21 protein-coding genes and 2 pseudogenes are annotated in these 23,719 nt (G+C 64.2%); 11 read left to right on the top strand and 12 right to left on the bottom strand.

What is annotated here, in order from left to right:
• Positions 1 to 314: 314 nt before the first annotated feature.
• The gene (locus tag RCH07_RS15600; RefSeq protein WP_326968410.1) at positions 315 to 1,631 is read right to left on the bottom strand and encodes a SufS family cysteine desulfurase; all 1,317 of its coding nucleotides are present in this window, start codon (positions 1,629 to 1,631) and stop codon (positions 315 to 317) included.
• Between the two features lie 41 nt (positions 1,632 to 1,672).
• On the bottom strand, positions 1,673 to 2,452 hold the full coding sequence (locus tag RCH07_RS15595; RefSeq protein ID WP_326968398.1) for a helix-turn-helix transcriptional regulator: 780 nt from the start codon (positions 2,450 to 2,452) through the stop codon (positions 1,673 to 1,675).
• Positions 2,453 to 3,009: 557 nt separating this feature from the next.
• Between RCH07_RS15595 and RCH07_RS15590 the strand changes: the two genes are divergently transcribed.
• The gene (locus tag RCH07_RS15590) at positions 3,010 to 3,387 is read left to right on the top strand and encodes a HesB/IscA family protein (RefSeq protein ID WP_326968397.1); all 378 of its coding nucleotides are present in this window, start codon (positions 3,010 to 3,012) and stop codon (positions 3,385 to 3,387) included.
• A gap of 6 nt (positions 3,388 to 3,393) precedes the next feature.
• Here RCH07_RS15590 and RCH07_RS15585 read toward each other — a convergent pair whose 3' ends face one another.
• Positions 3,394 to 3,558 carry a hypothetical protein gene (locus RCH07_RS15585; RefSeq protein ID WP_326968396.1) on the bottom strand — a complete coding sequence of 55 codons (165 nt, stop codon included), beginning with the start codon at positions 3,556 to 3,558 and terminating at the stop codon, positions 3,394 to 3,396.
• Positions 3,559 to 3,596: 38 nt separating this feature from the next.
• Positions 3,597 to 3,944 carry a SufE family protein gene (locus RCH07_RS15580; protein WP_326968395.1) on the bottom strand — a complete coding sequence of 116 codons (348 nt, stop codon included), beginning with the start codon at positions 3,942 to 3,944 and terminating at the stop codon, positions 3,597 to 3,599.
• Positions 3,945 to 4,110: 166 nt separating this feature from the next.
• Between RCH07_RS15580 and RCH07_RS15575 the strand changes: the two genes are divergently transcribed.
• On the top strand, positions 4,111 to 6,090 hold the full coding sequence (locus RCH07_RS15575) for an aconitate hydratase (protein WP_326968394.1): 1,980 nt from the start codon (positions 4,111 to 4,113) through the stop codon (positions 6,088 to 6,090).
• A 62-nt stretch (positions 6,091 to 6,152) separates the two neighbouring features.
• Here the strand turns inward: RCH07_RS15575 and ygfZ are convergent, their stop codons facing one another.
• On the bottom strand, positions 6,153 to 7,262 hold the full coding sequence (gene ygfZ, locus RCH07_RS15570; protein ID WP_326968393.1) for a CAF17-like 4Fe-4S cluster assembly/insertion protein YgfZ: 1,110 nt from the start codon (positions 7,260 to 7,262) through the stop codon (positions 6,153 to 6,155).
• Positions 7,263 to 7,653: 391 nt separating this feature from the next.
• Between ygfZ and RCH07_RS15565 the strand changes: the two are divergent.
• The 5 genes and pseudogenes from RCH07_RS15565 to RCH07_RS15545 all read left to right on the top strand — a co-directional run bounded on the left by RCH07_RS15565 (position 7,654) and on the right by RCH07_RS15545 (position 13,590).
• Positions 7,654 to 8,954 (top strand): annotated as a pseudogene (locus RCH07_RS15565) (IS30 family transposase).
• Between the two features lie 95 nt (positions 8,955 to 9,049).
• The gene (locus RCH07_RS15560; RefSeq protein WP_326968392.1) at positions 9,050 to 10,441 is read left to right on the top strand and encodes an IS1380 family transposase; all 1,392 of its coding nucleotides are present in this window, start codon (positions 9,050 to 9,052) and stop codon (positions 10,439 to 10,441) included.
• A 231-nt stretch (positions 10,442 to 10,672) separates the two neighbouring features.
• Positions 10,673 to 11,311, top strand: a complete 639-nt coding sequence (locus RCH07_RS15555; protein WP_326968391.1) for a hypothetical protein — start codon at positions 10,673 to 10,675, stop codon at positions 11,309 to 11,311.
• Between the two features lie 852 nt (positions 11,312 to 12,163).
• On the top strand, positions 12,164 to 13,114 hold the full coding sequence (locus RCH07_RS15550) for a ferritin-like domain-containing protein (protein ID WP_326968390.1): 951 nt from the start codon (positions 12,164 to 12,166) through the stop codon (positions 13,112 to 13,114).
• A gap of 140 nt (positions 13,115 to 13,254) precedes the next feature.
• Entirely contained in the window at positions 13,255 to 13,590 is a 336-nt protein-coding gene (locus RCH07_RS15545; RefSeq protein ID WP_326968389.1) for a hypothetical protein, read from the top strand.
• A gap of 67 nt (positions 13,591 to 13,657) precedes the next feature.
• Here RCH07_RS15545 and RCH07_RS15540 read toward each other — a convergent pair whose 3' ends face one another.
• On the bottom strand, positions 13,658 to 14,533 hold the full coding sequence (locus RCH07_RS15540; protein ID WP_326968388.1) for a Rieske 2Fe-2S domain-containing protein: 876 nt from the start codon (positions 14,531 to 14,533) through the stop codon (positions 13,658 to 13,660).
• 317 nt (positions 14,534 to 14,850) lie between these two features.
• Between RCH07_RS15540 and RCH07_RS15535 the strand changes: the two genes are divergently transcribed.
• Both RCH07_RS15535 and RCH07_RS15530 read left to right on the top strand, forming a co-directional pair.
• Complete coding sequence (locus RCH07_RS15535; protein ID WP_326968387.1) at positions 14,851 to 15,810, top strand: IS1595 family transposase; 960 nt, start codon at positions 14,851 to 14,853, stop codon at positions 15,808 to 15,810.
• A gap of 753 nt (positions 15,811 to 16,563) precedes the next feature.
• A complete protein-coding gene (locus tag RCH07_RS15530) occupies positions 16,564 to 16,782 on the top strand; it encodes a hypothetical protein (RefSeq protein WP_326968386.1) in 219 nt (72 codons plus the stop codon).
• A 462-nt stretch (positions 16,783 to 17,244) separates the two neighbouring features.
• Here the strand turns inward: RCH07_RS15530 and RCH07_RS15525 are convergent.
• Positions 17,245 to 17,448: pseudogene (locus tag RCH07_RS15525) on the bottom strand (IS256 family transposase); the annotation flags it as partial.
• A 673-nt stretch (positions 17,449 to 18,121) separates the two neighbouring features.
• Between RCH07_RS15525 and ctaD the strand changes: the two are divergent.
• Together ctaD and RCH07_RS15515 are read left to right on the top strand one after the other, a co-directional pair.
• Positions 18,122 to 19,867 (top strand): aa3-type cytochrome oxidase subunit I, encoded by a 1,746-nt coding sequence (gene ctaD / locus RCH07_RS15520; RefSeq protein ID WP_326968385.1) that lies wholly within the window; start codon positions 18,122 to 18,124, stop codon positions 19,865 to 19,867.
• Between the two features lie 384 nt (positions 19,868 to 20,251).
• Positions 20,252 to 20,596 (top strand): DUF488 domain-containing protein, encoded by a 345-nt coding sequence (locus RCH07_RS15515; protein WP_326968384.1) that lies wholly within the window; start codon positions 20,252 to 20,254, stop codon positions 20,594 to 20,596.
• Between the two features lie 337 nt (positions 20,597 to 20,933).
• Here RCH07_RS15515 and RCH07_RS15510 read toward each other — a convergent pair whose 3' ends face one another.
• From RCH07_RS15510 to RCH07_RS15490, 5 genes are all read right to left on the bottom strand, one after another.
• Positions 20,934 to 21,536, bottom strand: coding sequence for a uracil-DNA glycosylase family protein (locus RCH07_RS15510; RefSeq protein ID WP_326968409.1), 603 nt, complete (start codon positions 21,534 to 21,536; stop codon positions 20,934 to 20,936).
• A gap of 5 nt (positions 21,537 to 21,541) precedes the next feature.
• Entirely contained in the window at positions 21,542 to 21,832 is a 291-nt protein-coding gene (locus tag RCH07_RS15505; protein WP_326968383.1) for an MGMT family protein, read from the bottom strand.
• Between the two features lie 2 nt (positions 21,833 to 21,834).
• On the bottom strand, positions 21,835 to 22,395 hold the full coding sequence (locus tag RCH07_RS15500) for a DUF488 domain-containing protein (protein WP_326968382.1): 561 nt from the start codon (positions 22,393 to 22,395) through the stop codon (positions 21,835 to 21,837).
• A gap of 10 nt (positions 22,396 to 22,405) precedes the next feature.
• Positions 22,406 to 22,615, bottom strand: coding sequence for a DUF2945 domain-containing protein (locus tag RCH07_RS15495; protein ID WP_326968381.1), 210 nt, complete (start codon positions 22,613 to 22,615; stop codon positions 22,406 to 22,408).
• Between the two features lie 535 nt (positions 22,616 to 23,150).
• Positions 23,151 to 23,719 (bottom strand): phosphotransferase (locus RCH07_RS15490; protein WP_326968380.1); only part of this gene is annotated, 569 nt, incomplete at its 5' end.

Raw genomic sequence — 23,719 nt, 5'->3', positions numbered from 1 at the left:
CCGGGCGGCCGCGGCGGGGGCGAAGGCCGCCGAGCCTTCCGTGCGGGCGTGAGCCCCGGGTCGGTGGGGGGCTGTCTCTTGCGTGACGTTGATTAACCGACCGCTCCTTGGAGCTGCGGCCCGATCAGGCGGCTGGGCTGGAGGCTGTACTCCAAATTTCGCCGACCGCCACCCGCCGCGGGGCCGGATCCGCACGGTGACCTCGTCGCCGCCGGCCGGGTTGATGCGCTGTGCCTGGGCGTTGAACGGACCACGCAGGCCCGCATGCTGCCCCCGCTTCGGGTCCTCCAGGATGATCTGCTGACAGGGCCCCATCAGAGCGTCACCCCGAATACCGCGGGTACCTGGTCCAGAGCGCTCAGCAGCGCGTGGACCTCAGCAACAGTGTTGTATGCCGCGAAGCTGGCCCGCGTCGTCGCCGTCGCGTTCATCCGCTGATGCAGCGGCCAGGCGCAATGGTGACCGACCCGGACGGCGACCCCGGCATCGTCGAGGATCTGGCCGACGTCATGGGGGTGGACACCGTCGACCACGAAGGCGACCGCGCCGGAACGGTCCTGGCCGTCGGCCGGTCCGATGACACGGACCCAGGGACGTTTCGCGAGACCGGCGAGCAGGGCCCCGGTGAGGGCGTGTTCGTGGGCCGTTACCCGCGGCATGCCCAGGCTGGTGAGGTAGTCGCAGGCCGCGGCCAGGCCCACGGCCTGGGCCGCCACCGGGACACCCGCCTCGAAGCGCTGCGGCGGAGCGGCGTAGGTCGAGCCCTCCATGCTGACGGTCTCGATCATCGAGCCCCCGGTGAGGAACGGCGGCATGGCTTTCAGGAGGTCATAGCGGCCCCACAGGACGCCGACTCCCATTGGGCCGAACATCTTGTGACCGCTGAAAGCCAGGAAGTCGACGCCGAGATTGACCACGTCAACGGCCAGGTGGGGCACTGACTGGCAGGCGTCTAGGACGGTCAGCGCGCCGACCGCCCGGGCCCGATCCACAATGGCAGCAACGGGATTGATCGTGCCCAGAACGTTGGACACATGAGTGAATGCGACCACCTTGGTGCGGTCGGTGATGATCGTTTCCAGGTTGCCCAGGTCAAGGCGGCCATTGTCGGTGACACCGATCCAGCGCAGGGTGGCGCCGCTGCGCCGGGCGAGTTCCTGCCACGGAACGAGATTGGCGTGATGCTCCATCTCGGTGATGACGATCTCGTCTCCCTTGCCGAGCGCGAACCGCGCCGCAACATCCGCGTCGACGCCGTCCATGGCCCCGGCCGCGGCCGCATTGCTGAAGGCATAAGCCACGAGGTTCAGGGCTTCGGTGGCGTTCTTGGTGAACACCACCTCCTGGGTCTGCGCGCCGATGAAACGGGCAATCGTCTCCCGCGCGGACTCAAAGGCGTCGGTGGCTTCCTCGGCCAGCTGGTGGGCACCGCGGTGAACCGCGGAGTTGTGCTGCTCGTAGAACGCGCGCTCGGCATCGAGCACCTGACGCGGTTTGTGCGATGTCGCCCCGGAATCGAGATAAACCAACGGTTTCCCGCCACGCACGGAGCGCGACAGGATCCGGAAGTCGCCACGGATGGCGGCCGACTCCTGCGTGGTGAATGCCCTGCCCAAGGCGATATCGGACATGATGGTCCCCTTCGGGCCCGGGTTGAGCTCTTCCATGGTGCTCATGGAAAGGACCTTTCATCAGAGGTGGTCGTTCCTGAGAGTGCCTTTATGGGAACGGCACCCATGGGGATGAACGTCGTGCAGGCGTGCCCACCATGGGCAAGCGTGGCCCGACGTTGGACGTAAACCCCGAGCAGTCGCGAGAACGCGTCGCTCTCGGCGTCACAGAACGCCGGGAACTGGGCTGCGACGTGCTGAACCGGACAATGCCCTTGGCGCAGCTGCACACCGGCCAGGGGCGTGCCCGCTCCGACGGGTCGGATGGAAGCGGCGAAACCGTCGGCGCTCAGTGCCGCCGCCAGCGCCTGCGCGCGGGCAGTGACGTCCTCGCCCGCCGTGGCGAGCTGTGCGGCATACCGCGCTTCGAGCTCTGCGCTGCGTTCGCGGGCGAACTCGCCGACGGCATCCACACCCGCGTGTTCTGCAAGAAAGCGCAGCGCCGAGGTGGCCACGTCGGCGTAGTCACTGTCCATCCCGGCGTGACCGGCCTCGGAGAGAATGTATGCGCGGGCGGGCCGGCCACGACCGCGCCCGGACCCGCCAGCAGTGGCGGTGGCGGGCTCGCGTTCCTCGATGGCGCCTTGTCCGGCGAGCAGGTCGAGGTGACGGCGGACCGCGGCGGGCGTCAGCCCCAGGCGCGAGGCGAGGGCGGCGGCGGTCAGCGGGCCGCCCTCGGCGATCGTCTGCCGGACCCGGTCCCGGGTGCGGGCCTCAAGACCGTGCGGTCCGGGGTTGGGCCCGTCCGCACCGTCGGATAGGCGGTGATCAGCTATTAACACAACATGAGTGTGACCTAATTCGGACCGGCTATCTATTCAGGGTCGCCTTAGTCTCGTCTCCTACGGACATGACACTGGTCATACAGCGCGAAGTCCTGGTGTTTTGTCAGGTGGGGCCAGTTGTCGGCAGACGGTGGTGAGCCGCCTGGCCGTGTCGTAGGCGCGGGTGACAGTCTGTCCGATGGGGCAGGCCAGTGTGGTGGTGCCCCGTGAGGTCGTGGGTGTTGGCGATGGATTGGCGGCTGTCGTCGGTTCGGTCGGTGAGGCGGCCGAGTAAGTCGTAGGTGCTTGTGGTGGTTCCTGTTCCGTCGCCCGCGCGTTTTCAACTCGAAGAATGCCCGATCAGAAGCTGGTTGGAAATGTCGGCGGCATCCTGCAGATGTTGGTATGAAATAGTCCTGGGCTCCTTGCGGAAGGCGGCACGGTGCGTGCCGCTCCTCGACGAGTTCATGCCTGCGGGGAAGGTATCCGTGGCTGGGAATGGCGGCATCCGGCATCATTTTCCCGCCGGGCATGCTTACACTGGTCTGAGACCTACCGACACGCAAGGAGTGGTTATGACTGACTCGGCACTGATTGACACCGCCTCTGATATCACGGTGGCGCCGGCTCACGGTATTGGCCTGAGCGAGAAGGCCGCGGCGAAAGTCCGCAGCCTGTGCGAGCAGGAGGCGCGGGAGGACCTGCGCCTGCGCGTCGCCGTGCAGCCTGGCGGATGCTCCGGACTCTCATACCAACTCTATTTCGATGAACGGCTCCTCGACGGAGACGCAACGGTTGACTTCGGCGGTGTTGAGGTGGTGGTCGATAAAATGAGTGTTCCCTACCTGGATGGCACCACAATCGACTTCGAAGACACCATCCAGAAGCAGGGTTTCACGATCGACAACCCGAACGCCGGCGGAAGCTGCGCTTGCGGAGACTCGTTCCACTAGAACCGGTCACTCAGGACGGGCGGACCATCCGCCCCGGCGAGGGTCTGCCCCGTCCTTCTTGGTGAGTGCGGGATCATTGACGGCGACGCCATGGTGGATTCTAACGCCAGCATCGGTGATGGCCCGGACGTTCTCGTAGCTGGCGTTTGGTGTGCCCCAGCATTGGGTCATCCCGCGGATTCGCAGCAGACCCCCACCGCTTCGGTGAGTCAGAGATCCTGCGGATAATCGTCCGGCACGGTCAGTACCTGCTCGACACTCGGCCCGTCCACACCCTGGGCAAGGATGGGGGCGAAGCCTCGTGTGCTGGGTGCTTGCCTGGATGCCGTCGCATCGAAGTACACGACGTTGTCGTCGTCCACCTCGACGAAGATGAACACGGCGGCCTGGCATTCCTCTACCCGCTCGAACAGGTCCCGCTGGTTCTCATAGTGCTCGGGCAACTCCGGCAGTTCGTTGGAGAACCCGAGCAGGAGCAGGAAGGCGATCACGCTGTTCGAGCGCGAGGAACTCGTCCTTGATCCGGGCGGGGGCTTCTGGAGGGGGCTGCCGGTCATGGCGTGTTTGTTGATTCCCGCCCGAACGCCGGGAAACACCCCTGAGCTCGAAGTTGGGGTGGCCGTTCTCAAGATGGTGGCCTAGGTTGGTGGTTACTGCGGAACTCTTCGCCGGATGGCCGCGGTTCGAGACTCTCCCGGCGGCATTCGAGCAAGGAGGCTCACCGTGGCATATAACGTCGCTCAGAAGCTCATCGCCTCTCACCTGCTAAGCGGGGCGATGACACCGGGGACCGAAATCGGCTTGCGAATCGATCAGACCCTCACACAGGATGCAACAGGAACTCTCGTCATGCTTGAGTTGGAGGCGCTGGGACTCGATCGTGCGCGCACGGAAGTGTCCGTTCAGTACGTCGACCATAACCTGTTGCAAACCGACAGCAAGAACGCGGAGGACCACGACTTCCTACGCTCGGCATGTCAACGGTTCGGCCTGTGGTTCTCGAAGGCCGGAAACGGGGTTTCGCACCCGACGCACATGCAGCGGTTCGGCATCCCGGGCAAGACGATGGTCGGCTCGGACAGCCACACCCCGGCTGCGGGCTCCCTCGGGATGCTGGCCATCGGCGTTGGGGGTATCGAGGTGGCTCTCGCGATCGCCGGCGAACCGCTGTACATCAGGATGCCTGAGATCTGGGGGGTGCGGCTCACCGGCCAGTTGCCGCCGTGGACGAGCGCTAAGGATGTCGTTCTCGAGATGCTGCGCCGTCACGGCGTCAAGGGCGGCATCAATCGGATCGTTGAGTACTACGGTCCGGGCCTTTCGACCCTCACCGCGATGGACCGGCATGTGATCGCCAATATGGGCGCCGAATTGGGGGCGACAACCACGGTATTCCCGGCGGACGAACAGGTGCGCGCGTTCCTGCGCTCAGAGCAGCGTGAGGGCGACTTCACCGAACTGCTCGCTGATCCGGATGCCGGATACGACGTGGCCGAGGAGATTGATCTTTCCACCATCGTGCCGCTCATAGCGCTGCCCAGTTCGCCGGGCAACGTCGTGCCGGTGCGGGAGGTCGCCGGCCGGCCCGTTGAGCAGGTCGTGATCGGGTCATCCGCGAATCCCGGGCTGCGCGACTTCGCGATCGTCGCCGCAATAGTGAAGGGACGCCAGTCACACCCGGGCGTGTCCTTCGACGTCAACCCGAGCTCCCGGCAGATTCTGCAGGATCTGACCAAAATGGGTGCCACCTTGGATTTGATCAGCGCCGGTGCACGGCTGCACCAGTCCGGTTGCATGGGCTGCATCGGCATGGGCCAGGCCCCGGCGAACGGGCGCAACAGCCTGCGCACGATGCCGCGCAACTTTCCAGGCCGCTCAGGAACCAAGGACGACTCGGTCTACCTGTGCTCGCCGGAGACGGCGGCGGCGGCGGTGCTCACCGGGACGATCACCGACCCACGGGACCTGGAAAAGCTGTTCGATCTGGAGTATCCAGCACTCCAGCTGCCTGCGATGTCGAGTGTGAACCTGGCCATGCTCGAGGAGCCGTTGCCTCACAAGGAGGCCTCCCAAGTGGCGCTGGTTAAGGGCGAAAACATCTCCTCGTTGCCGGACTTCGAGCCCCTCGCCGATCGCATCGAGGCACCGGTCATCCTGGTCGTGGGCGACGATGTTTCGACGGATGAGATTCTGCCGGCCGGCGCGCGGGTTCTGCCCTACCGCAGCAACATCCCGAAACTTGCCGAATTCACCTTCGACCAGATCGACGAAACCTACCCCGCCCGCGCCGCCGAAACCCGCGACACGTCCGGCCACATTGTGGTCGCCGGCGCCAACTACGGGCAGGGTTCCTCGCGGGAACACGCCGCGATCACCCCGCGCTTCCTCGGATTGCGCGCGGTGCTGGCCATCTCATTCGCACGCATCCACTGGCAGAACCTCACAAATTTCGGTGTGCTCGCCATCGAGTTCGCGGATGCGGCCGATCACGACCGTGTCCAGCGGGGCGATGTACTGGTGCTGGAAGGCATCCGCGAAGCCCTCGCCGCCGGAACCGGGATCACCGTGCACAATAGGACCCGCGATGAGGACTATGCAGCGCGGCATCGCCTCTCGACACGCCAGGTCGAGATGCTCCTCGCCGGTGGTCTCATCCCCTGGCTGCGCGAGCGGAGAGCCGGTGGGACCGGCGATCGGGACTGAGCCGTGCCGTCAGGGTTTTCGGGCCCTCCCGCCCTGTTCGAGTCGACGTCATATGAACTGAACTACCCCCGCACCGAGCCCAGCCGCGGCATGCGCGGAACAGTGGCTGAGGCGCCAGCGTCCGGGGGTACGATCACTTCCTGCGTGGCCGGCACCTCGAGGCTGCCGGTGCACACGAGGAGTCCGGCGGTTGGATCGGTGCCGCGTTTGATAACCGCGAGTACCACCGGTCCCAGTTCGTGGTGGCGGGCAACCGAGGTCACCTGGCCAACAGTCTTCTCCCCGAGAACGACGTCGTCCCCGCGCGAGGGCAACACGGCATCCGGACCGTCGAGGTGAAGCATGAGGAGCCTGCGCGGCGGATGGCCGAGGTTGTGAACCTTCGCCACCGTCTCCTGGCCGCGGTAGCAGCCCTTGCTGAGGTGCACGGCCGTGCGCAGCCAATCGAGTTCGTGCGGGATCGATTTCTCATCGACCTCGGTGGAGAAGCACGGGCGCCAGGCTGCGATGCGCAGCGCTTCGAGAGCGAGCAGTCCGGCGACGGGAATAGCGGATGCGGCAAGCCCGGCGAGTTCGGTGCGGGGCAGCAGCAGCTCGCTGTAGGTCCAGCCCGCCGCCGGGTGCCTTTCCGCTGCCGCGTACTGGTGACCACCCTGGGTCACGCTCATCCACGGGTCGCGCCAGGCGAGTGGGACGCCGTGAGGGGCAGCTACCGGGAGCGCAGGCTGGCCGAGGGTGCCGACCGTCGCGAATTCGGCGGTTCGATCCGCGAGTTCCACCCGCAACATGAACCTCATGCTGCTGAGCCACGCAAGCAGCCCACCCGCTTCCTCTCTTTCGAGCAGCAGCCACAGTTCGACACCGTCATCGATCAGACGAACCGCATATTTGAGCCGACCGGTCACATCGAGCACCAACGTCTCGCTGGACTCCCCTGGCGCCAGACCGGCGACACTCTGGCTGGTGAGCGAGTCGATCCAGCTGAGCCGATCGGGGCCGGAAATGGTGAGCACCGACCGGTGGGAGAGGTCGACGATCGCGTTTCCTGCGGCCAGTGCGCGCTGCTCGGAGAGCGGATTGCCGTAGTGAGCGGCCACACCGGCACCAAGCGCATCAACAGCCACCACGCCACCATCTACGGCGCCGGGCCTGGTCAGGAACTCACTCGTCATTGGTCATCTTTCCTGCTCCCATGGTGGCTGAAACATGTGTTCGTTGAACGCCATCCTCCAAATCTGACAGCTCAATCCTACCGTCGAGTGTAAGCGTCTTCAGCTTGTCGGAGTCGTCAACAGGCACCTGATACGGTTGGGGAGCGTGAGTCTCGCGGCCAAGGCGGTGGGCATCAACGTCCAAACCTGCTTCCATTGGGCGTACAAGGCTGGCGCCGTCACCCGCAAGCCCCGCGCAAGTCCGGCGGCCAAGCAGTCTGCCACCCAAGAGCAGAAGGAGGAGTTCTTCGCCGTCCTCGCTCGGGTGGGCAGCGTCAGCGTGGCCGCCCGGGAGCTCGGTCTCACGAGATCGCAGTGCGTTAGCTGGGCCCGTCACGCCGGAATCGGGTCCATCCACCCAGGAGTGCGTAAACGCGCCGAATTCCTGCGGTTGCGCGAAGCAGGCGTCGGCCGTAATCAAGCAGCTGCTGCCGCCGGTGCAAGCCGAAAAAGCGGTTACCTGTGGGAGAACGAGCGTGATGCGGCCAAGGGCCGCGCCGCTGGCTCCACCGCCCCGGAAGTACCGTATAAACAGGAAGTGACTACCGCTTCAGCCGAACCACCGGCACCCGCTACTGCACCGGAAGCCCCACCGGAGCTGCTGCCAGCGCTGCCACCACCAGCAGCGGCTCCGGTGGCTTTGGAGGCCCTGGAACAGCCCATCAGCACCCGCTACCTGTCCCTGCCAGACCGGGAGAGGATCGCGGACCTGCGCTCCCAAGGGACCTCAATGCAGGCGATCGGCAGGGCACTGGGCCGCTCCGTGGGTACCATCAGCCGGGAGATCAACCGCAACAGCCACCCCGTGCTCGGCTACCAACCCTACGGCGCCCACCGCGCCGCCACGACGGCTCGGGCACGGCCCAAGGACAGTAAACTGGCAGAGCCCGGGGAGCTGCGCGACTACGTGACGGACAAACTGCGCATCCGCTGGTCCCCGAACAGATCTCGAAGCTGTTGATCAAGGACTTCCCCGATGACGAGCAGATGCGCGTGAGCCCCGAAACGATCTACCAAGCCCTCTACTTTCAGGCCCGCGGAGGACTCAAACGCGAGGTCAAAGAGGCCCTGCGCACCGGGCGGACACGCCGCAAGAAGCACAAGAACCCCGAGGAACGCACCAGCCGCTTCCGGGACCCGATGATCAACATTTCCGAACGCCCCGCAGAGGTCCAGGACCGCGCAGTCCCGGGCCATTGGGAAGGGGATCTGATAACCGGAACCTACAACCAGTCGGCGATTGCGACGCTAGTCGAACGCACCACCCGCTACGTCATGCTGGTCCACCTGCCGGTCGATCACACCGCCGAATCGGTCCGCGACGGGCTGATCCAGACCATGGGAACCCTGCCGGCACACCTGCGCGGATCCCTGACCTGGGACCAAGGCGTCGAAATGGCCAAACACAAGGCCTTCAGCATCGCCACCCACATGGAGGTCTACTTCTGCGACCCGGGCAGCCCCTGGCAGCGCGGATCCAACGAAAACACCAACGGGCTGTTACGCCAGTACTTCCCCAAAGGCACCGACCTGAACGCCTACGGGCCCGAGGACCTGGAACACGTCGCCCAGGAACTCAACGCCCGACCCCGCAAAACACTCGACTGGAAAACCCCGGCCGAGTCACTTCGTGATTTACTGATAGCCAGCTGATCTCGGGTGTTGCATCGACCCCTTGAATTCGCCTTTTCAAGGAAAATGGGGTTTGTCTAGAACACCTTTTGACCGAAAAGAGAGGCATCTCGTAGATGCAACTTTCTCATACTGGTTTGTCCCTGTCAGCTTCCTTCGATGAGCCGAATCTCGTGTCCGCGGGTGGGCTGGTCCCGGTCATGGGGCTGGCCCGCGATGCCGGACTCGGTGGGCTGGCACAGACGTGGCTCAGTGTCCCGACCGACAAGGGCGCCAACGCCGGGCTGAAAGTGACTTCTCTGATGGCCGGGATGGTCGCGGGAGCCGATTCCATCGATGACATGGCCATACTGCGCCACGGCGGCATGGGCAGGCTTTTCAAGGCCTGCTATGCGCCCTCGACCCTGGGCTCGTTCCTGCGCTCCTTCACCTTCGGGCACGTCCGCCAGCTCGACGCGGTCGCCTCCCGGTTCCTGGTGAACCTGGCGGAGCGGACCCCGCTGCTCCAGGCCGGCACGGGCGGATATACCTTCGTGGACGTGGACGACACGATCATCGAAGTCCACGGCTACCAGAAGCAGGGCTCGGGCTACGGCTACTCCGGGGTCCGGGGCCTGAACGCACTGCTGGCCACCGTCAGCACGAAGGACACGGCGCCGGTCATTCTCGCCCAACGGCTACGGAAGGGCGCCGCGGGTTCGCCCCGCGGGGCAGCGCGGCTGGTCGCCGACGCCCTGGCCACGGTGAAACGGCTGCCCGGCGACACGGCAACGGGCAAGGTGCTGGTCCGCGCCGATTCGGCGTTCTACGGGTATGCCACCGTCAATGCCGCTGCCAAAGCCGGTGCCGATGTTTCCATCACGGCCCGCATGGACCCGGCCATCAGGCGGACGATTGCGGGAATCGCCCAGGACGCGTGGAAGCCCATCCAGTACACGGACGCGGTCTTCGACGAAGCCGCGGACCGGTGGATCTCCTCCGCCGAAGTCGCCGAAACCGGATACACCGCGTTCAGTTCCCGGAAACAGGGCGAACCCGTCACCGGACGCCTGGTCGTCCGAAGAATCCCGGACCTGAATCCGCACGCCGGCGCAGGACAGCCGACCATCTTTGACACCTACCGGTTCCATGCGTTCTTCACCACAGGCACCCTGGACACCGTCGCCGCCGACAAAACCCACCGCGGGCATGCCATCATCGAGCAGGTCAACGCGGACCTGAAAGACAGCGCCCTGGCGCATTTACCCTCTGGTGTTTTCACGGCCAATGCGGCCTGGCTGGTCCTGGCCGCCATGGCGTTCAACCTCACCCGCGCCGCCGCAACAGCGGCAGGAAACGGGCTGGCGAAAGCCCGGACCGGAACGATCCGGCGCAAACTGATCAGCGTCCCGGCCAGAATCGCATCCTCCGCACGGAAGCTTCGCCTTCACCTCCCCGCGGACTGGCCCTGGGAGACAGCCTGGACGGCCCTGTTCACCCGCGTACTTCCCCGGCCGGCGAAGACCTGACCCGGCAGCACCTGACCACAACGATCAAGGACCCATCGTGGAACATCACCGGCAGCGGGGCCGGAGCCTCAGGCACGCCCAAACCCGATCAACCCAGCCAAACTTCATCCCGGGATGCTCCATCAACCCGTCGGTGGATCAAGGCTAAGGGAACCCCATGAGGACCGCTATACCTGCAATTGCCGGACGTGTATTTTTTGCATCAGAGGCAAAGTGAGCGGAGGACTCGAAATGCGAGAAGCGGATGCGGGGGCGGAGCCACGCTGGACTAAAGCAGCGTCGCGGGCGGAGGGCCTGACTGACCTTGGGATAGGCGGCGCTGTCCGCCGGTTCTTTTTGGTGTATTTCCCGTTGACCGTCTTAGCTGCGCTAGTCGTCGGATTCGCACTGGCCTCCCTCTGGCCGGAGGTCGCCGAGGGTTTCCTCCAGTCCGGGTTGTATTTCGGCTCGCTTCTGGGCGGGCTAGGTGTTTTTATTGTTGGCCAGGTCTATGGGAGCAAGAAAGTGTCCCCCATGGCCCGGCCCGGCGGAATCGGAGTCACGGTGGGCCTGACCCCAGAGGAAGTGAAGCATGTCCGACGACAGGTTTTAGGCAAGGAGCCGATCGACGTCAACCATCTATCGGTCCTCAGGGGTGCGGCAGTTCAACTCCGGGAGGGTCTGGCCAAGCAATTGCTGTGGTCACCCGGTCTCTTGGTTTACTTCGCCGGGCAATCCCTGTCTCGAGGCGTCCATTCCGTCATAGACGTCATCATGATCGTGCTGTTGCTGGGCATGGCCGTGGTTTTAGGTATTTCGGCCCGCCAGTTCCTCCAAACCGGTGCGTTCCTCACCTCCACCTACTCCTCTGGATCCGACAATCTCAAGTGATCAGGATGTTGTTCGACCGTCGCGTCATGAATGCCCGGTAATAGTGGAGTCGGCGGCCACTAGACACTTCCCGCCACAACGGAACGGTTTGCCGGCAGAGCAGGCCGCAGTTGCCAGCGCAAACTTCGGAAATTGACACTCGGGCTGCAGCTATTCACCAACCAGGAAGCATCTCGAGTGCATCACGATTCCCATCCCTATCCTTCGGGGACCAGTGCCGTTTGAAATGCGCCGTGGACACTTTCCACATCGCCCCGCAAATATACGGTTCGACGCGAGGGACTATAGATATGGGTCGTTTTTGACGCGCGGACTCTTCATCCCAGCAGGTGCGCTATCGTCAGAGTTTGTTAGCCCAGACGAGGACGTGGCTCAGTTGTTGTCCGTGATCATCTGGTCCGCCGGCGCCATCCCACTTAGTCAGCGCCTCATTCGCTGAGACTTGGAAGACACCACTGCCAGCGCTAGCCTCTCGGTTATGTGGACAATGGTCCCGGATCAAGCCAAGACGTCGAATGCTTTCCGGAACGGCGTCCGACGTCGCGAGATCCCCACCGAGGGGCAAAGGCGGTGCTTCCACCAGGCGTGGGTCCCCTTACGGCCAGCACGACTCGATCGATTGTCTGCCGCGCGCTCGTTTTCGGTTCAAAATACGGGCCTTCGAATCCTCCGGATTCAGCCCGGCAGAGCCCGAAAGCCGCCATGAATACGCAAGCATTTCCCACATGAGGCACGCACCCCGTTTCGCGAGCACTATACGTGAGTTTCCTCGGGGGCTACCGGCCGGTCTCTTGGCGGAGTAGCCTGCGGATTGTCATGGTCTCACAACGCATTCATGACAGGAGCAAACCCATGTTCGACCAGAAATTCATCACCGACGCCATGAGCCGCAGCGCGGAAGACCCCGTGGACCGGCGCATCCTGTTCCGGGCCGCCGGTATCGCAGGGATCGGCGGCGCCGCGGCCCTGATCGCCAGCTCACCGGCCTACGCGTCCAAGGACTCAGAAGACTCAGACAACTCCGGTAAGGGGCCCAGCGATGGGGCCATTCTTAATTTTGCCCTCAACCTGGAATACCTTGAAGCGGAGTTCTACCTGCGTGCGGTCACCGGCCGCGGCCTGAGTGACGGGCTCACGGACGGCAAGGGCCGCAAAGGCGGCGTCACCGGCGGAGCGAAGGTCCCGTTCAAGGCAGGCAGCCTGATCGAAAAATACGCCAAGGAAATTGCCGCGGACGAGGAATCCCACGTCAAATTCCTACGCACCGCGCTCGGAAAAGCCGCTGTTTCCCGACCGCAAATTGACCTGGAAGCCAGCTTCACCGCCGCCGCAATGGCCGCGGGCCTGATCAAAGCAGGCCAGAAGTTCAACCCCTTCGCCGACGAGACCAGCTTCCTTCTCGGCGCGTTCATCTTCGAAGACGTCGGCGTCACGGCATACAAAGGAGCAGCCCCGCTGATCGATAACAAAACCTACCTCGAAGCCGCGGCCGGGATCCTCGCCGTCGAGGCCTACCACGCCGGCATCATCCGCACCACGCTCTATGCCCTCGACCTCCAAATGCCCGCCCAGGCGATCTCCGATGCCCGCGACAGCCTAGACGGATCCACGGACCTCGACCAGGGCATCGGCACCAAAGCCACCGCCAACCTCGTCCCGACCGACGCCAACGGCATTGCCTTCAGCCGCAGCCCCGGACAGGTCCTGAACATCGCCTACCTCACCTCCAAGGCAGCAAAAGAAGGCGGGTTCTTCCCCAAGGGCGTCAACGGCGACATCAACCGAAGCGCCGCCAGCTCCTGACCCCGCACCCTCCGCAAACGCCCGGACCGCGGAAGGCACACTCCTAGCGGTTCCTGACCGCGTAGTCCGTGGACTCCCTGCCCCACGGCAAGCGCGTCGCCCGGGTCAGCGTCATGTGCTGACCCGCGTGTCGCGCAGGCGTGTCCTCGGCCCGGCACTCCCTGGCCGAAAGAGGCACGCACGGCAGCTACCGTGCCTACAAGTCCGCCTGGCAGGGCCAGCCGTCAGCCCCACCGGATGTGGTGGTTCAAAACAACGACGACGCCCGCACCGCCTACGTTTCCTGGAACGGAGCCACGGAGGTGGCGCAGTGGCGGCTACTCAGTGGGGCCGACGAGCAGACTGCAACCGAGGGTTTGGTCGTCGACAAGGACTCGTTCGAGACGGAGATCCCTATTCCCGATGATGCACCCTATGTGGCGGTCCAGGCCCTCGACGTCGACGGGAACGTGTTGGCCATAGGCGTCGCCGACTGAGCGAGCCCCGTCAGCGAGCGTTGGTCCCGTCAGCCGGCGTTGGCCCCGTCAACCAGCGTTGGCCCCGTCAACCAGCGTTGGGGAGGCAGACCTCGACGGCACCATCGACCACGCGCGACAGGAAACTCGACTGCGGTGACGTGGCCGGTCCATGCACCACCTCGCCCGTGCGCAGGGAGAACGTGCTCTGGTGCCAGGGGCACACGACGCACGGATCGTCGTCGTCGGCCGTCAGCTCACCCTCATGCAGCGGACCGGAAAGGTGGCTGCAGACATCGGAGAGCACCGACACCTCCACGCCGCGGCGGAACACCACCAGTGGAATGTCGCCCAGCGTCCGGCGGAACAACCTGCCCTCCGGCATGTCCCCGAGGTCGCCGATTCCCTGCCAGCCCGGTGTGATCCTGTGCGGCACATCCTCGGCGTGGTTCGCACCGACGGCCTGGCGGTACGCCAGGTGCCCACCCAGAAACCCACCAGCGGAGACGACGGCCAGTCCGGCAAAGGACAGCGCCTTTCCGGAGCCAGTGCGTCCGGCCAGCCGCTCTATCAGCGACAGTGAGTAAAGGACGACGCCAACCAGGTTCGCCGTTGAGTGGACCACACCTACCCGCAACTGCTGCTCGTGGGTCTCGGACCAGTCCGTGTAGCCAGTGAGGGCAGACGGAATAGCCCCGGCGATACCCGTTCCGATGAGGATCTTCGCTGCACCGTCCGTTCGGGGAAACACATCGAGCACGGCTGCAGAGACCCACGTTCCCACCGGAACCAGGATCAGCAGCGGGTGCAGCGGGTGCCCCACCGGCACTCCGTGCAGGACATCGCGCAACGGCTGCGGGCGGATCACCGATTTGACGACGCTCCGGAGCTTGTTGGCGACAGGGTCAAGCCACGTGGCGTTCTCAAGGAGGCCGACGGATTCCAAAGCGCGGATGGTTCTCATTGCTTCCCCTGACTCAGGCCAGACGCCGTTGCGGTCGCGACGACGTCGTCTCTTGGAAAGCATACTTACGAATTGGGCAGGGATCAGGAAAAATCGACGATCGTGCGGAATTTGCTTCAGCTACGCCGCGTACCGGTCGGCCGCTGGCGAGCGGGGCTGCAATCGATATCCAAGTGAAGAACAGCCGTTCTAGCTATTGGATTGTCTTACAGCAGCAGTGCTGTTCAAGTGACACAATTGTCCTCCACAAGCACCTACATTTCCTCGAAATTAGTACATATTTATTGGGTATCTGCTTAGCTGAAGTAGACTGGCGTATGACCGATTTACCGCCGCAGATGCCGTGCGCAGGCGTGGACTATCCCAATACATTTGGACAGTTTCAGGACTGGTTCAGTACCGACGATGCGTGTCTGGAGTACCTGGCAAAGCTGCGCTGGCCAGATGGGTTCCTCTGCCCTAAATGCGGCGCCGGCGAGTACTGGCGTACGGGTGCCGGGCTATGGATGTGCCGGGGATGCTCACGACGGACATCGGTGACAGCCGGGACCATTTTTGACCGCACTCGCACTCCGATGCGCACCTGGTTTGCCGCCGTCTGGTTTGTCACCTCGCAGAAGAACGGTGTCTCTGCCCTCGGTCTGCAGCGTGTTCTGGGGCTGAGCTCCTATGAAACGGCGTGGGCCTGGATGCACAAGCTCCGCCGGGCCATGGTCCGGCCCGACAGGGAGGTGCTCTCGGGGACGGTAGAGGTGGACGAGAGCTTCATCGGCGGCGTTGCCAGCGGGAAACCCGGCCTCGGTCCTGACAAGATCTCCGTCCTGGTCGCCGCCGAGCACCTGGACCACAACAGAATCGGACGCATTCGCCTCGAGCCCGGGCCCGCCGACAGAAGACTCGCGCTGGTGAAATTCGGACAACGGGTCGTCGCTCCCGGCTCGACCATCCGCAGGGACGGGGCCACGCAGCTGAGGCGGTTCGCCAAGCTTGGCTACGAACACGAATACTTCACGCAGCTCGGCTCGGACATCCCGGCACACGTGAACATGCCGGCGGTGCATATGGCTGCCTCCCAGCTCAAGCGCTGGATCGATGGCACCCTGCACCAAGGCATCTCCAAGGCGCAGCTGGCCTACTACCTGGACGAGTTCACGTTCCGGTTCAACCGCAGGACTTCGGCCAGCCGCGGGCTGCTCTTCTACCGTCTGCTCCAGCAGGCCGTGAATACCGGACCGAAACCACTGAAAAATCTGGTCCGTTCCGCATTTACGGACTGACTTCAGCTAAGCAGATACCCAATACGTGCCTTCCATTATGCGTCACCGGCCAGGGGCTGGTTGATCCGCGTCCGCCGGATTTTCCGCAGACCCGGACCAGGCCCGCAGCGCAGACCGCCGGCAGCACTGGCGGCCGGGCGGGAAGTTTACTTGACACCGGTAGTCGGTGGATTCTAGATTTTGGGTGGGTCCGGGAAGATCGGTCAGGGCCGGTCTCGCTTCACCCTTCACGCCGTTGCAGTGCGGCGCTCATGATGCCCCGATGCAGGAGGTTGAGATGAAACTGGTGCTGGATGAATTTCTCCGTGAGTGCGTTGACCAAGATCCGGACAATGATGGCCTCGGCCCGAATGAGCTGTACGGGCTTTACGTCAGCTGGTGCGCGCTGAACGCCACCGCCCCGGTTGCGGACAGGACCTTTAGGGTAGCGCTGGGGGCTGCCGGAATCAGTCCGGCCTGCCGCGCAGGCCCGTGTCCCGGCCTGGCGATGACGGGCCCGGCCGCGCGGGACTACATCGTCCACAGTGAACTTCCGCTGCTTGTACTGGAACCTGGCACAGGCCCGCAGAACGCCGCAACGCCGGGGGTTTCATCGACCCCCGTCACTCATCAAGCGGTCCGGACGCAAACTTCCGCAGGTGTCACGGCCGCCTGACCGCACCGCGCCGGTTGCGCTGGCGTTGGGAGACGCTTTTCCCGGTTCATAGCCCCGTCGGCCGGACCAGGCGGCGGAATATTCAAGGAGGTACTTTGATGACGCTCTATCAGCCCGAACCTGTTGAGATCTCTACCAGGATGCGTCCCGGGGAATGGACGGAGGACAGCCTGGCGGCGCTCGTGGTGTCATATCGGGACAAGCTGTTGCGGATGGGAGCAGCTGCTTCGGCTATTGAGGTCGTGACGGAGCGTGACGGTGGCGGCGGCGTCAGCGTCGTGGCGACCTGGATCAAGGCACCCGTCACTGACCAGTAGGTACCCCTTGGACGGCGCTCCTTGAATGATTCTTCCCGCTGCACAGCCGATGGCATGACCAGGTTGTCTCGCGTTGAATCGATTCGGTCCGGCCCGAATGTCAAGCAGTTCGGATCCTGACCTGAAGTCCACCGGCACACGGAACGCCCCGGAGCATGGCGGGCCGTCGTGCTGGGCGAGTCTCCAGCCAACCTGTTACTCCTCGGCATCACGGTGATGCTGTCGGTGACAACGCTTGCTTCCAGGAACGTGACAGCGATGCACGGCGCAGCCCACTCGTAGTCTTCGCGGTTTACGGCATCGTCGTATTCTCCTGAGCCTCGCGGCCGTCAAAGACCGACAAGATGCTGAGTCACGTCCACAGATGTCAACCGTGGGGTTCTACACCGACCTCGTCCTTGCGCGGTTGCGTCCCGCTGAGTGGTGGAGTTTGCCTCGACACCGTGCGGGTCAGTTCTCTGATTATGCTGCAGTGAGTTCGGGGAGCAAAATCGCCTCCTCGACCGGTTCGGCGGGTGCCGTGTTGATTGCCGTGAGTACGGCCATGGACGCCTCGGAAAGGTAGCGGCGGTCCCCGGCTTCCCACTCGTCGTGTTGCTCGACGAGGACCGCGCCGGCGAGCCGGAGGAGGGCCGCGGGGCTGGGGAAGACCCCGACGACGTCGGTCCAGGTCCGCATCGGGATGGAGTCTTTCAGCAGTGTTCCGGGCTTGGTGTGGGACCGGCCCCGGGGGTCCATTTTCGCCCGGTCAGCCCTGAGCCGGCGGTCGATGGTCGCCGGGGCGATCTTCAGCAGCAGCGCGGCGGTGCCGGCGTCAATCCGGAGCTCCTTGAACCGCCGCAGGCGCGGCACCAGGTCCGGCAGCGCGGCCGCCAGGAGCCTCCCGCACGGGGTACCCTCGACCGCCCAGCAGAACCGCAGAGCCTCGATTACCGACTCTCCATAGAGCACCGGCCGCGGCGCCCTGGGCCGGGCAACCTTCGGCACCAGCGCCATCCGCAGCGCCTTGCGGGCATGGTCGCGGTACCAGCCCGTCGTCGCGCACAGCTCATCCAGAACCTGCTTCTTCGCAGCCCGGTCCGACCGGGCGTAGCGGGGGGCAATCGCCTTGGTGACAGCCCTGCGTTCACTCGCCGAAAGCTCCATGGCTCACAGTGCCGAAGCGGCGGACACGCCGCTACGCGGGCATTCTCAAATGATTCTTCGAATACGGCTACGCGGGCATCTTTGATGAGTCATCGCGGGCCCTTGTGCTGGGAACCCGGGGTGACTACGGTCGTGTGAGAGTGGTTCCCTGCCGGTGTGTCAGCACGGGCGATCGGAGTCGCGGGAGGCCGCCATGGCTGTAAACCAGATAGACGTTGCTGCGGTCACAGGGGCATCTGCGGTGCCCAGGGACAAGGGCCGGCTCGTTGTTAACTGGATCACTTCGACCGACCACAAGACGATCGGGTACATGTACTTGATCGTCTCCTTTACTTTTTTCTGCCTCGGCGGCGTGATGGCGCTGGTCATCCGTGCCGAGCTGCTCGAACCGGGCATGCAGATTCTGCAGACCAAAGAGCAGTACAACCAGCTCTTCACCATGCACGGGACCGTGATGCTGCTGATGTTCGCGACGCCGCTGTTCGCCGGGTTCGCCAACGTGATTATGCCGCTGCAGATCGGTGCCCCGGACGTCGCCTTCCCGCGACTGAACGCGCTGGCCTTCTGGTTCTTCCTCTTCGGCTCTACGATCGCCGTGTCCGGTTTCATCACCCCGCAGGGTGCAGCATCTTTCGGGTGGACCGGTTACGCGCCGCTGTCCAACACAACCTTCAGCCCCGGCGTGGGCGGAGACTTGTGGGTCTTTGGCCTGGCGCTGTCCGGCTTCGGCACCATCCTGGGCGCGGTCAACTTCATCACCACGATCATCTGCATGCGCGCCCCCGGCATGACGATGTGGCGGATGCCGATCTTCACCTGGAACACCCTCGTGACAGCCATCCTGGTCCTGATGGCCTTCCCGCCGCTGGCCGCCGCCCTGTTCGCCCTCGGCGCGGACCGGCGTTTCGGTGCCCACATCTTCGATCCGGAGAACGGCGGCGCCGTCCTCTGGCAGCACCTGTTCTGGTTCTTCGGCCACCCCGAGGTCTACATCATCGCGCTGCCGTTCTTCGGCATCGTCTCCGAGATCTTCCCGGTCTTCAGCCGCAAGCCGATCTTCGGCTACAAGGGCCTGGTCTACGCAACGATCTCCATCGCCGCGCTGTCCGCGACCGTGTGGGCCCACCACATGTACGCAACCGGCTCCGTGCTGCTGCCCTTCTTCTCCTTCATGAGCATGCTCATTGCTGTTCCGACCGGCGTGAAGTTCTTCAACTGGATCGGCACCATGTGGGGCGGGTCCCTGACCTTCGAGACGCCGATGCTGTGGAGCATCGGTTTCCTGGCCACGTTCCTCTTCGGCGGCCTGACCGGCATCATCCTGGCCTCCCCGCCGCTGGACTTCCACGTCACGGACACCTACTTCGTTGTCGCGCATTTCCACTACGTGGTCTTCGGCACCGTGGTGTTCGCGATGTTCGCCGGCTTCTACTTCTGGTGGCCCAAATTCACCGGCAAGATGCTCAACGAACGCCTCGGCAAGATCCACTTCTCGATGCTGTTCCTGGGCTTCCACGGCACCTTCCTCATCCAGCACTGGCTCGGTGTGAGCGGCATGCCGCGCCGCTACGCGGACTACATGCCGCAGGACAATTTCATGTGGATGAACCAGTTCTCCACCTACTCCTCGTTCCTGCTAGGCGCATCGATGATTCCGTTTTTCTGGAACGTCTACATCACCTGGCGCAGCAACGACCGTGTGGAAGTGGACGATCCCTGGGGCTTTGGCGCCTCCCTCGAGTGGGCAACGTCATGCCCGCCCCCGCGCCACAACTTCACCTCCTTGCCTCGAATCCGCTCCGAGCGACCCGCACTGGACCTGCACCACCCCGAGCTCAGCACCCGCCTACACGACACTTCACATAGCCCGGCCGCTGCCACACTCGGCGCAGCAGACGTGGGCGAACGGGATCTGCGTTCCCCGGATCCCAGCGACTGAGATCCGGGCCCGGCGCGGATTCGGTCCTTAGAAGCATGCCCCCTCCAGCCCATCCTGAGCTGATCTCCGGCGGTGCGGCGCTGTTCCTGAACCGGGTGAAGCGGGTGAGGGTCTTTGGCCTCTGTGTGTCCTGCCAGGGCGGGGCGTTGACTGGAATTTCGGGAAACGGCACTCGTCCGGGATGCGGACGGTGCACCCAAGCCGGCGGGTTTCCCCTTAACGCGGCGTTTTTGGGGGGCGTTGAGCGGAAACACGGGACTCCTAAGCCAGGACTGAGTCCGCGGGGCACTTCGACAAGGACAATCCCGGGTTCCGCAACAAGAGCGAAACGGGCCTTCCTGCGCTCGGACAGCACAAAGCCGGGTCATGGCGGATGTACATTAGGTGACGGTGGGCCGCGTCTACGAGGAACGGGTGCGCGGGGAGGGGTCCCGGGTGCTTGTGGACCGCATCTGGCCCCGCGGACTCAGCAAGGAGAAGACGGATCTCGACGAGTGGTGCAAAACGGTGGCGCCGTCTACGGAGCTCCGCGAGTGGTACGCCGACGATCCGGAACGTTTCGAAGAGTTCGGCCGCCGGTACCGGGTCGAGCTCGAAGAGCCGGAACGTGCCGAAACCCTTGAACACCTGCGCGCCCTGGCGCGGCATGGAAACCTGGTCCTGCTGACCGCGACCAAGTACGCGGACATCAGCGAGGCCTCGGTCCTCGTCGATCTGATCCAGGGCTAGCCCGGTGCCCTGGTGATTTTCCACGCGGCCTTTAGCCGCGAGACGTGGTGCCTGCGGGAGACTGACCTGGACCTGGATTGGCTGTCTTGGCCGCCTTGGCGTAATCGGTTGCGTACTTCTTCGTGGTATCCCTACGCGTTCCCAACGACGGGTCCATCCCTCATCGTCACCGCCGTGCCGGTTATGCCCCACGGGCCTAGGAACGCTCCCGGAGCGAGGGCGGCGTCGGAATCACCGCGTTCATCCGGAGCACTTGGAATCTCGTCACCGGGTGATGCCGATCGACGAGGTGCGCTACCGCGTTGACGACTCTCATACCGCCCGCGTATCGCAGCTGCTATCTATTCTCGGTGACAGGATGGGCGAGGGCGTCACGAACGTGTATTCGCAAATCTGGCAGCACGTCGGTGACAAACCACGGGTTCTTTGCCTGCCATCGGAAGTTCAGCGGAGACGGGTGCACGAGAGGAAACCATTGCGGGACGAATCGCCGATAGTTGCGCACCGTGTCGGTCAACGTGCCGTGCCGAGCTGATGGGAGATAGTGGATCTGCGCGTACCGGCCGATCAACAGAGTCAACTGAATGTCGGGCATCAGCGCGAGTAGCGGCGGATGCCACCGTTCAGCGAACCCTTTCCGAGGCGGTAGATCTCCGCTGCGGCCGGTGCCGGGGTAGTAGAAATCCATCGGGAGCAGGGCGAACAGGTCGGGATTCCGGAACTGCTCCTCGGTGACATCCAGCCAGTCGACCAGGTTCTTCCCGCTGGCGTCGTCCCAGGGCACACCGCTCGCTTGCGCCCGGCGCCCCGGTGCTTGCCCGATCACGGCAATCCTCGAACTCGCGGACGCCGCGTACAGCGGTTCCCATCCTTGATGCCGCATGGGGGCACTGCTCTCGTCATCGACCAGGGATTGTCGTATCGCGTCGAACGTGTGCATCACGGTCAACGAATGCGATCAGCTCGGAGTTTGGCCATGTCGACGCGGCCGTCGCGGAACGGAACGCCTTCCGCTTCCAGCAGCGCTCGAGCTCCTCCTTCATGGCACGTCGCCGGCGAACCATCGGCGTAAACAACCCTCCACCATGGCACGTCGCCGTCAAGCAGCGCAACGGCCCGGCCCGCCTGCCGGGGGCCGATTCCCATTGCCCGCCCGATCTTGCCGTACGCCGCGACGCAACCCGCCGGAATCGCAGCCACCATCGTGCGAACCTCCGCTACCACATCCGTGCTCACGCTCACTCTTCTCCTGATCCGGGATAGGTGATCTTTCCGTCCTGCACCAGCGCGAACGCGTTCAGTTCGGCACGCTTGGTCGACGAGACCGACATGATGTCGAGCACCTCCACCCCCGCGACGATGAGCGCGTCCGTAATCAGCCGCCGGTGGCACCGCCACGGCACAGCCTCGCTACACATGATCGCCGGCACTGACTCGTTCGCGACCTGCAGCAACTCGGCAAGCCCGGATCGAAACCCCTCGGTCGCCATGTAGTCGGCGTAGTCACGGAATGCCTTGACTCTCCACGCACCATTCGGACTCGCCACCCCAGCTGGCGTGTGTCGGCGGCCGCCGAGATCCCGGATCCACTGATAGCCGATATCGGCGGGCATCGCCTCTTCGATCGAGTCCTGGTTCCACTGCGGAAATTTCCGCGACGACGGAAACGAACGCACATCAACCAGCTCGGTCACCCCGTTCCCACGCAACATCGCAAGCGCCTCGTCGAAACCGCGAGTGGAATGACCAATCGTGAATACCTGCGGCGCGGTCTGCTGAGTTGCCCGATCCTTCGTCATCGAACCTGGATCACTTGATCTTCGTCAAGGCATCCGGTTTGTGCATCGCCACGTGCTCGGTCTTGTCGCTCTGGATCTCATACTGCGGATCTTGCTCAGTGCAACGCCGCATATGCCCCTTGTACTCGACATCCCGCGTATGTTTCTTCGCGATCACACCCGTCACCGAACCCGCCTCGGAATTCCACCGCACGTGATCACCGACCACAAACTTCGACATGATTGCTCCCTTCACCACTCATCCAACCACCGAAAGAGCTAACGATCCACGGTGGTGCAGCATCGCCAGCAGTTCGTCGCTGCGGGGCTTTCAGTGAGAGCGCCGCAGTCTTGACATACCTTCTCGCGCCAGCGTGCCGGGTCATCGGCCTGGGGCGGCTTAAAAGAAGATGGGATCGGCATGATCGGGGCCAATCGGTCGGTGCGACCCAGTGGTCGTGGTCTCGGCGGAGGAGACTGCTGTCGGTTCCGTCGACTCCGCACCCTCCGTAAAAAACGCTCTCAACTCCGCGTCGTAGATGACTGGCTGCACTGCGGTGGTGCCGCCGCCAGCATCCTCGTGATCCACAACTAGCGACATGGATCGATCACAGAACACCGCCAAAGAGCGGCAAAGTCCACAATGCTGGGCGTCGACCAACCGCTGACAGGCCGGCGGGAGACGGCCAGTGGGCGAGGGCCGTGACTCGAGTGGACCGCAGTCAACTGCTGAGGGTGGTTCAGGCTGGTGCAGGCGGCTGCTGAAGAACATACCGTCAGTGCAGAGGACTGTTGACATCGGCATGTCGGAAGCCGTCTGGACCGTGACCGTTCTCCCGCATGACCTGGTGCAGACGGCTAAAGCGGTGGCGGGCGCCGGCGTCGAACGTCAGCCATCCCACCGCAAGGTCGACAGCCGGATCCCCTGCCCCGACGTCGCCGAAATCGATGACGCCGGCCAGCGAGCCGCGGTCCGTCAGCAGGATGTTGCCGGGGTGGAGGTCCCCGTGGAGCATTATCGGCGGACGATCCCAGGCTTTGGCGGCGCAGGCCTGCGCCCACACTGCTTTCAGCGCTGCCGCCTGCGGGTAGCGTTCGCGGTCCACGAGCCATTCCAGTACCGAAGCGTCACGATCCAGCAGCGGCACCCCCCGGAAAGGGTTCACTGGGACGCCGGTTTCGGCGGGCACGTGAAGGGACAGCAGGAAATCGGCCAGACCTTCAGCGGCCGGCCCGCGGCCTGCGGGGTGGACGTCGGCCGCGGCGGTTCCGGGGACCCACCGCACGATGCTCCACGGGTAGGGAAAGTCCGGCGTCGGCCGGCCGGCATGGACGGGGACAGGAA

Source organism: Arthrobacter sp. CG_A4, from assembly GCF_035985125.1.
Taxonomy (GTDB): Bacteria; Actinomycetota; Actinomycetes; order Actinomycetales; family Micrococcaceae; genus Arthrobacter.
Note: the sequence above shows the minus strand (reverse complement) of the source record. Positions and strands in the feature narration are given on the sequence as shown.

Coding starts and splice junctions, on each gene's coding strand:
- RCH07_RS15600 (WP_326968410.1), bottom strand. CDS start 1,631: ATGTCCGATATCGCCTTGGGCAGGGCATTCACCACGCAGGAGTCGGCC.
- RCH07_RS15590 (WP_326968397.1), top strand. CDS start 3,010: ATGACTGACTCGGCACTGATTGACACCGCCTCTGATATCACGGTGGCG.
- RCH07_RS15585 (WP_326968396.1), bottom strand. CDS start 3,558: ATGACCCAATGCTGGGGCACACCAAACGCCAGCTACGAGAACGTCCGG.
- RCH07_RS15580 (WP_326968395.1), bottom strand. CDS start 3,944: ATGACCGGCAGCCCCCTCCAGAAGCCCCCGCCCGGATCAAGGACGAGT.
- ygfZ (WP_326968393.1), bottom strand. CDS start 7,262: ATGACGAGTGAGTTCCTGACCAGGCCCGGCGCCGTAGATGGTGGCGTG.
- RCH07_RS15560 (WP_326968392.1), top strand. CDS start 9,050: ATGCAACTTTCTCATACTGGTTTGTCCCTGTCAGCTTCCTTCGATGAG.
- RCH07_RS15555 (WP_326968391.1), top strand. CDS start 10,673: ATGCGAGAAGCGGATGCGGGGGCGGAGCCACGCTGGACTAAAGCAGCG.
- RCH07_RS15550 (WP_326968390.1), top strand. CDS start 12,164: ATGTTCGACCAGAAATTCATCACCGACGCCATGAGCCGCAGCGCGGAA.
- RCH07_RS15540 (WP_326968388.1), bottom strand. CDS start 14,533: ATGAGAACCATCCGCGCTTTGGAATCCGTCGGCCTCCTTGAGAACGCC.
- RCH07_RS15535 (WP_326968387.1), top strand. CDS start 14,851: ATGACCGATTTACCGCCGCAGATGCCGTGCGCAGGCGTGGACTATCCC.
- RCH07_RS15530 (WP_326968386.1), top strand. CDS start 16,564: ATGACGCTCTATCAGCCCGAACCTGTTGAGATCTCTACCAGGATGCGT.
- ctaD (WP_326968385.1), top strand. CDS start 18,122: ATGGCTGTAAACCAGATAGACGTTGCTGCGGTCACAGGGGCATCTGCG.
- RCH07_RS15510 (WP_326968409.1), bottom strand. CDS start 21,536: ATGCACACGTTCGACGCGATACGACAATCCCTGGTCGATGACGAGAGC.
- RCH07_RS15500 (WP_326968382.1), bottom strand. CDS start 22,395: ATGACGAAGGATCGGGCAACTCAGCAGACCGCGCCGCAGGTATTCACG.
- RCH07_RS15495 (WP_326968381.1), bottom strand. CDS start 22,615: ATGTCGAAGTTTGTGGTCGGTGATCACGTGCGGTGGAATTCCGAGGCG.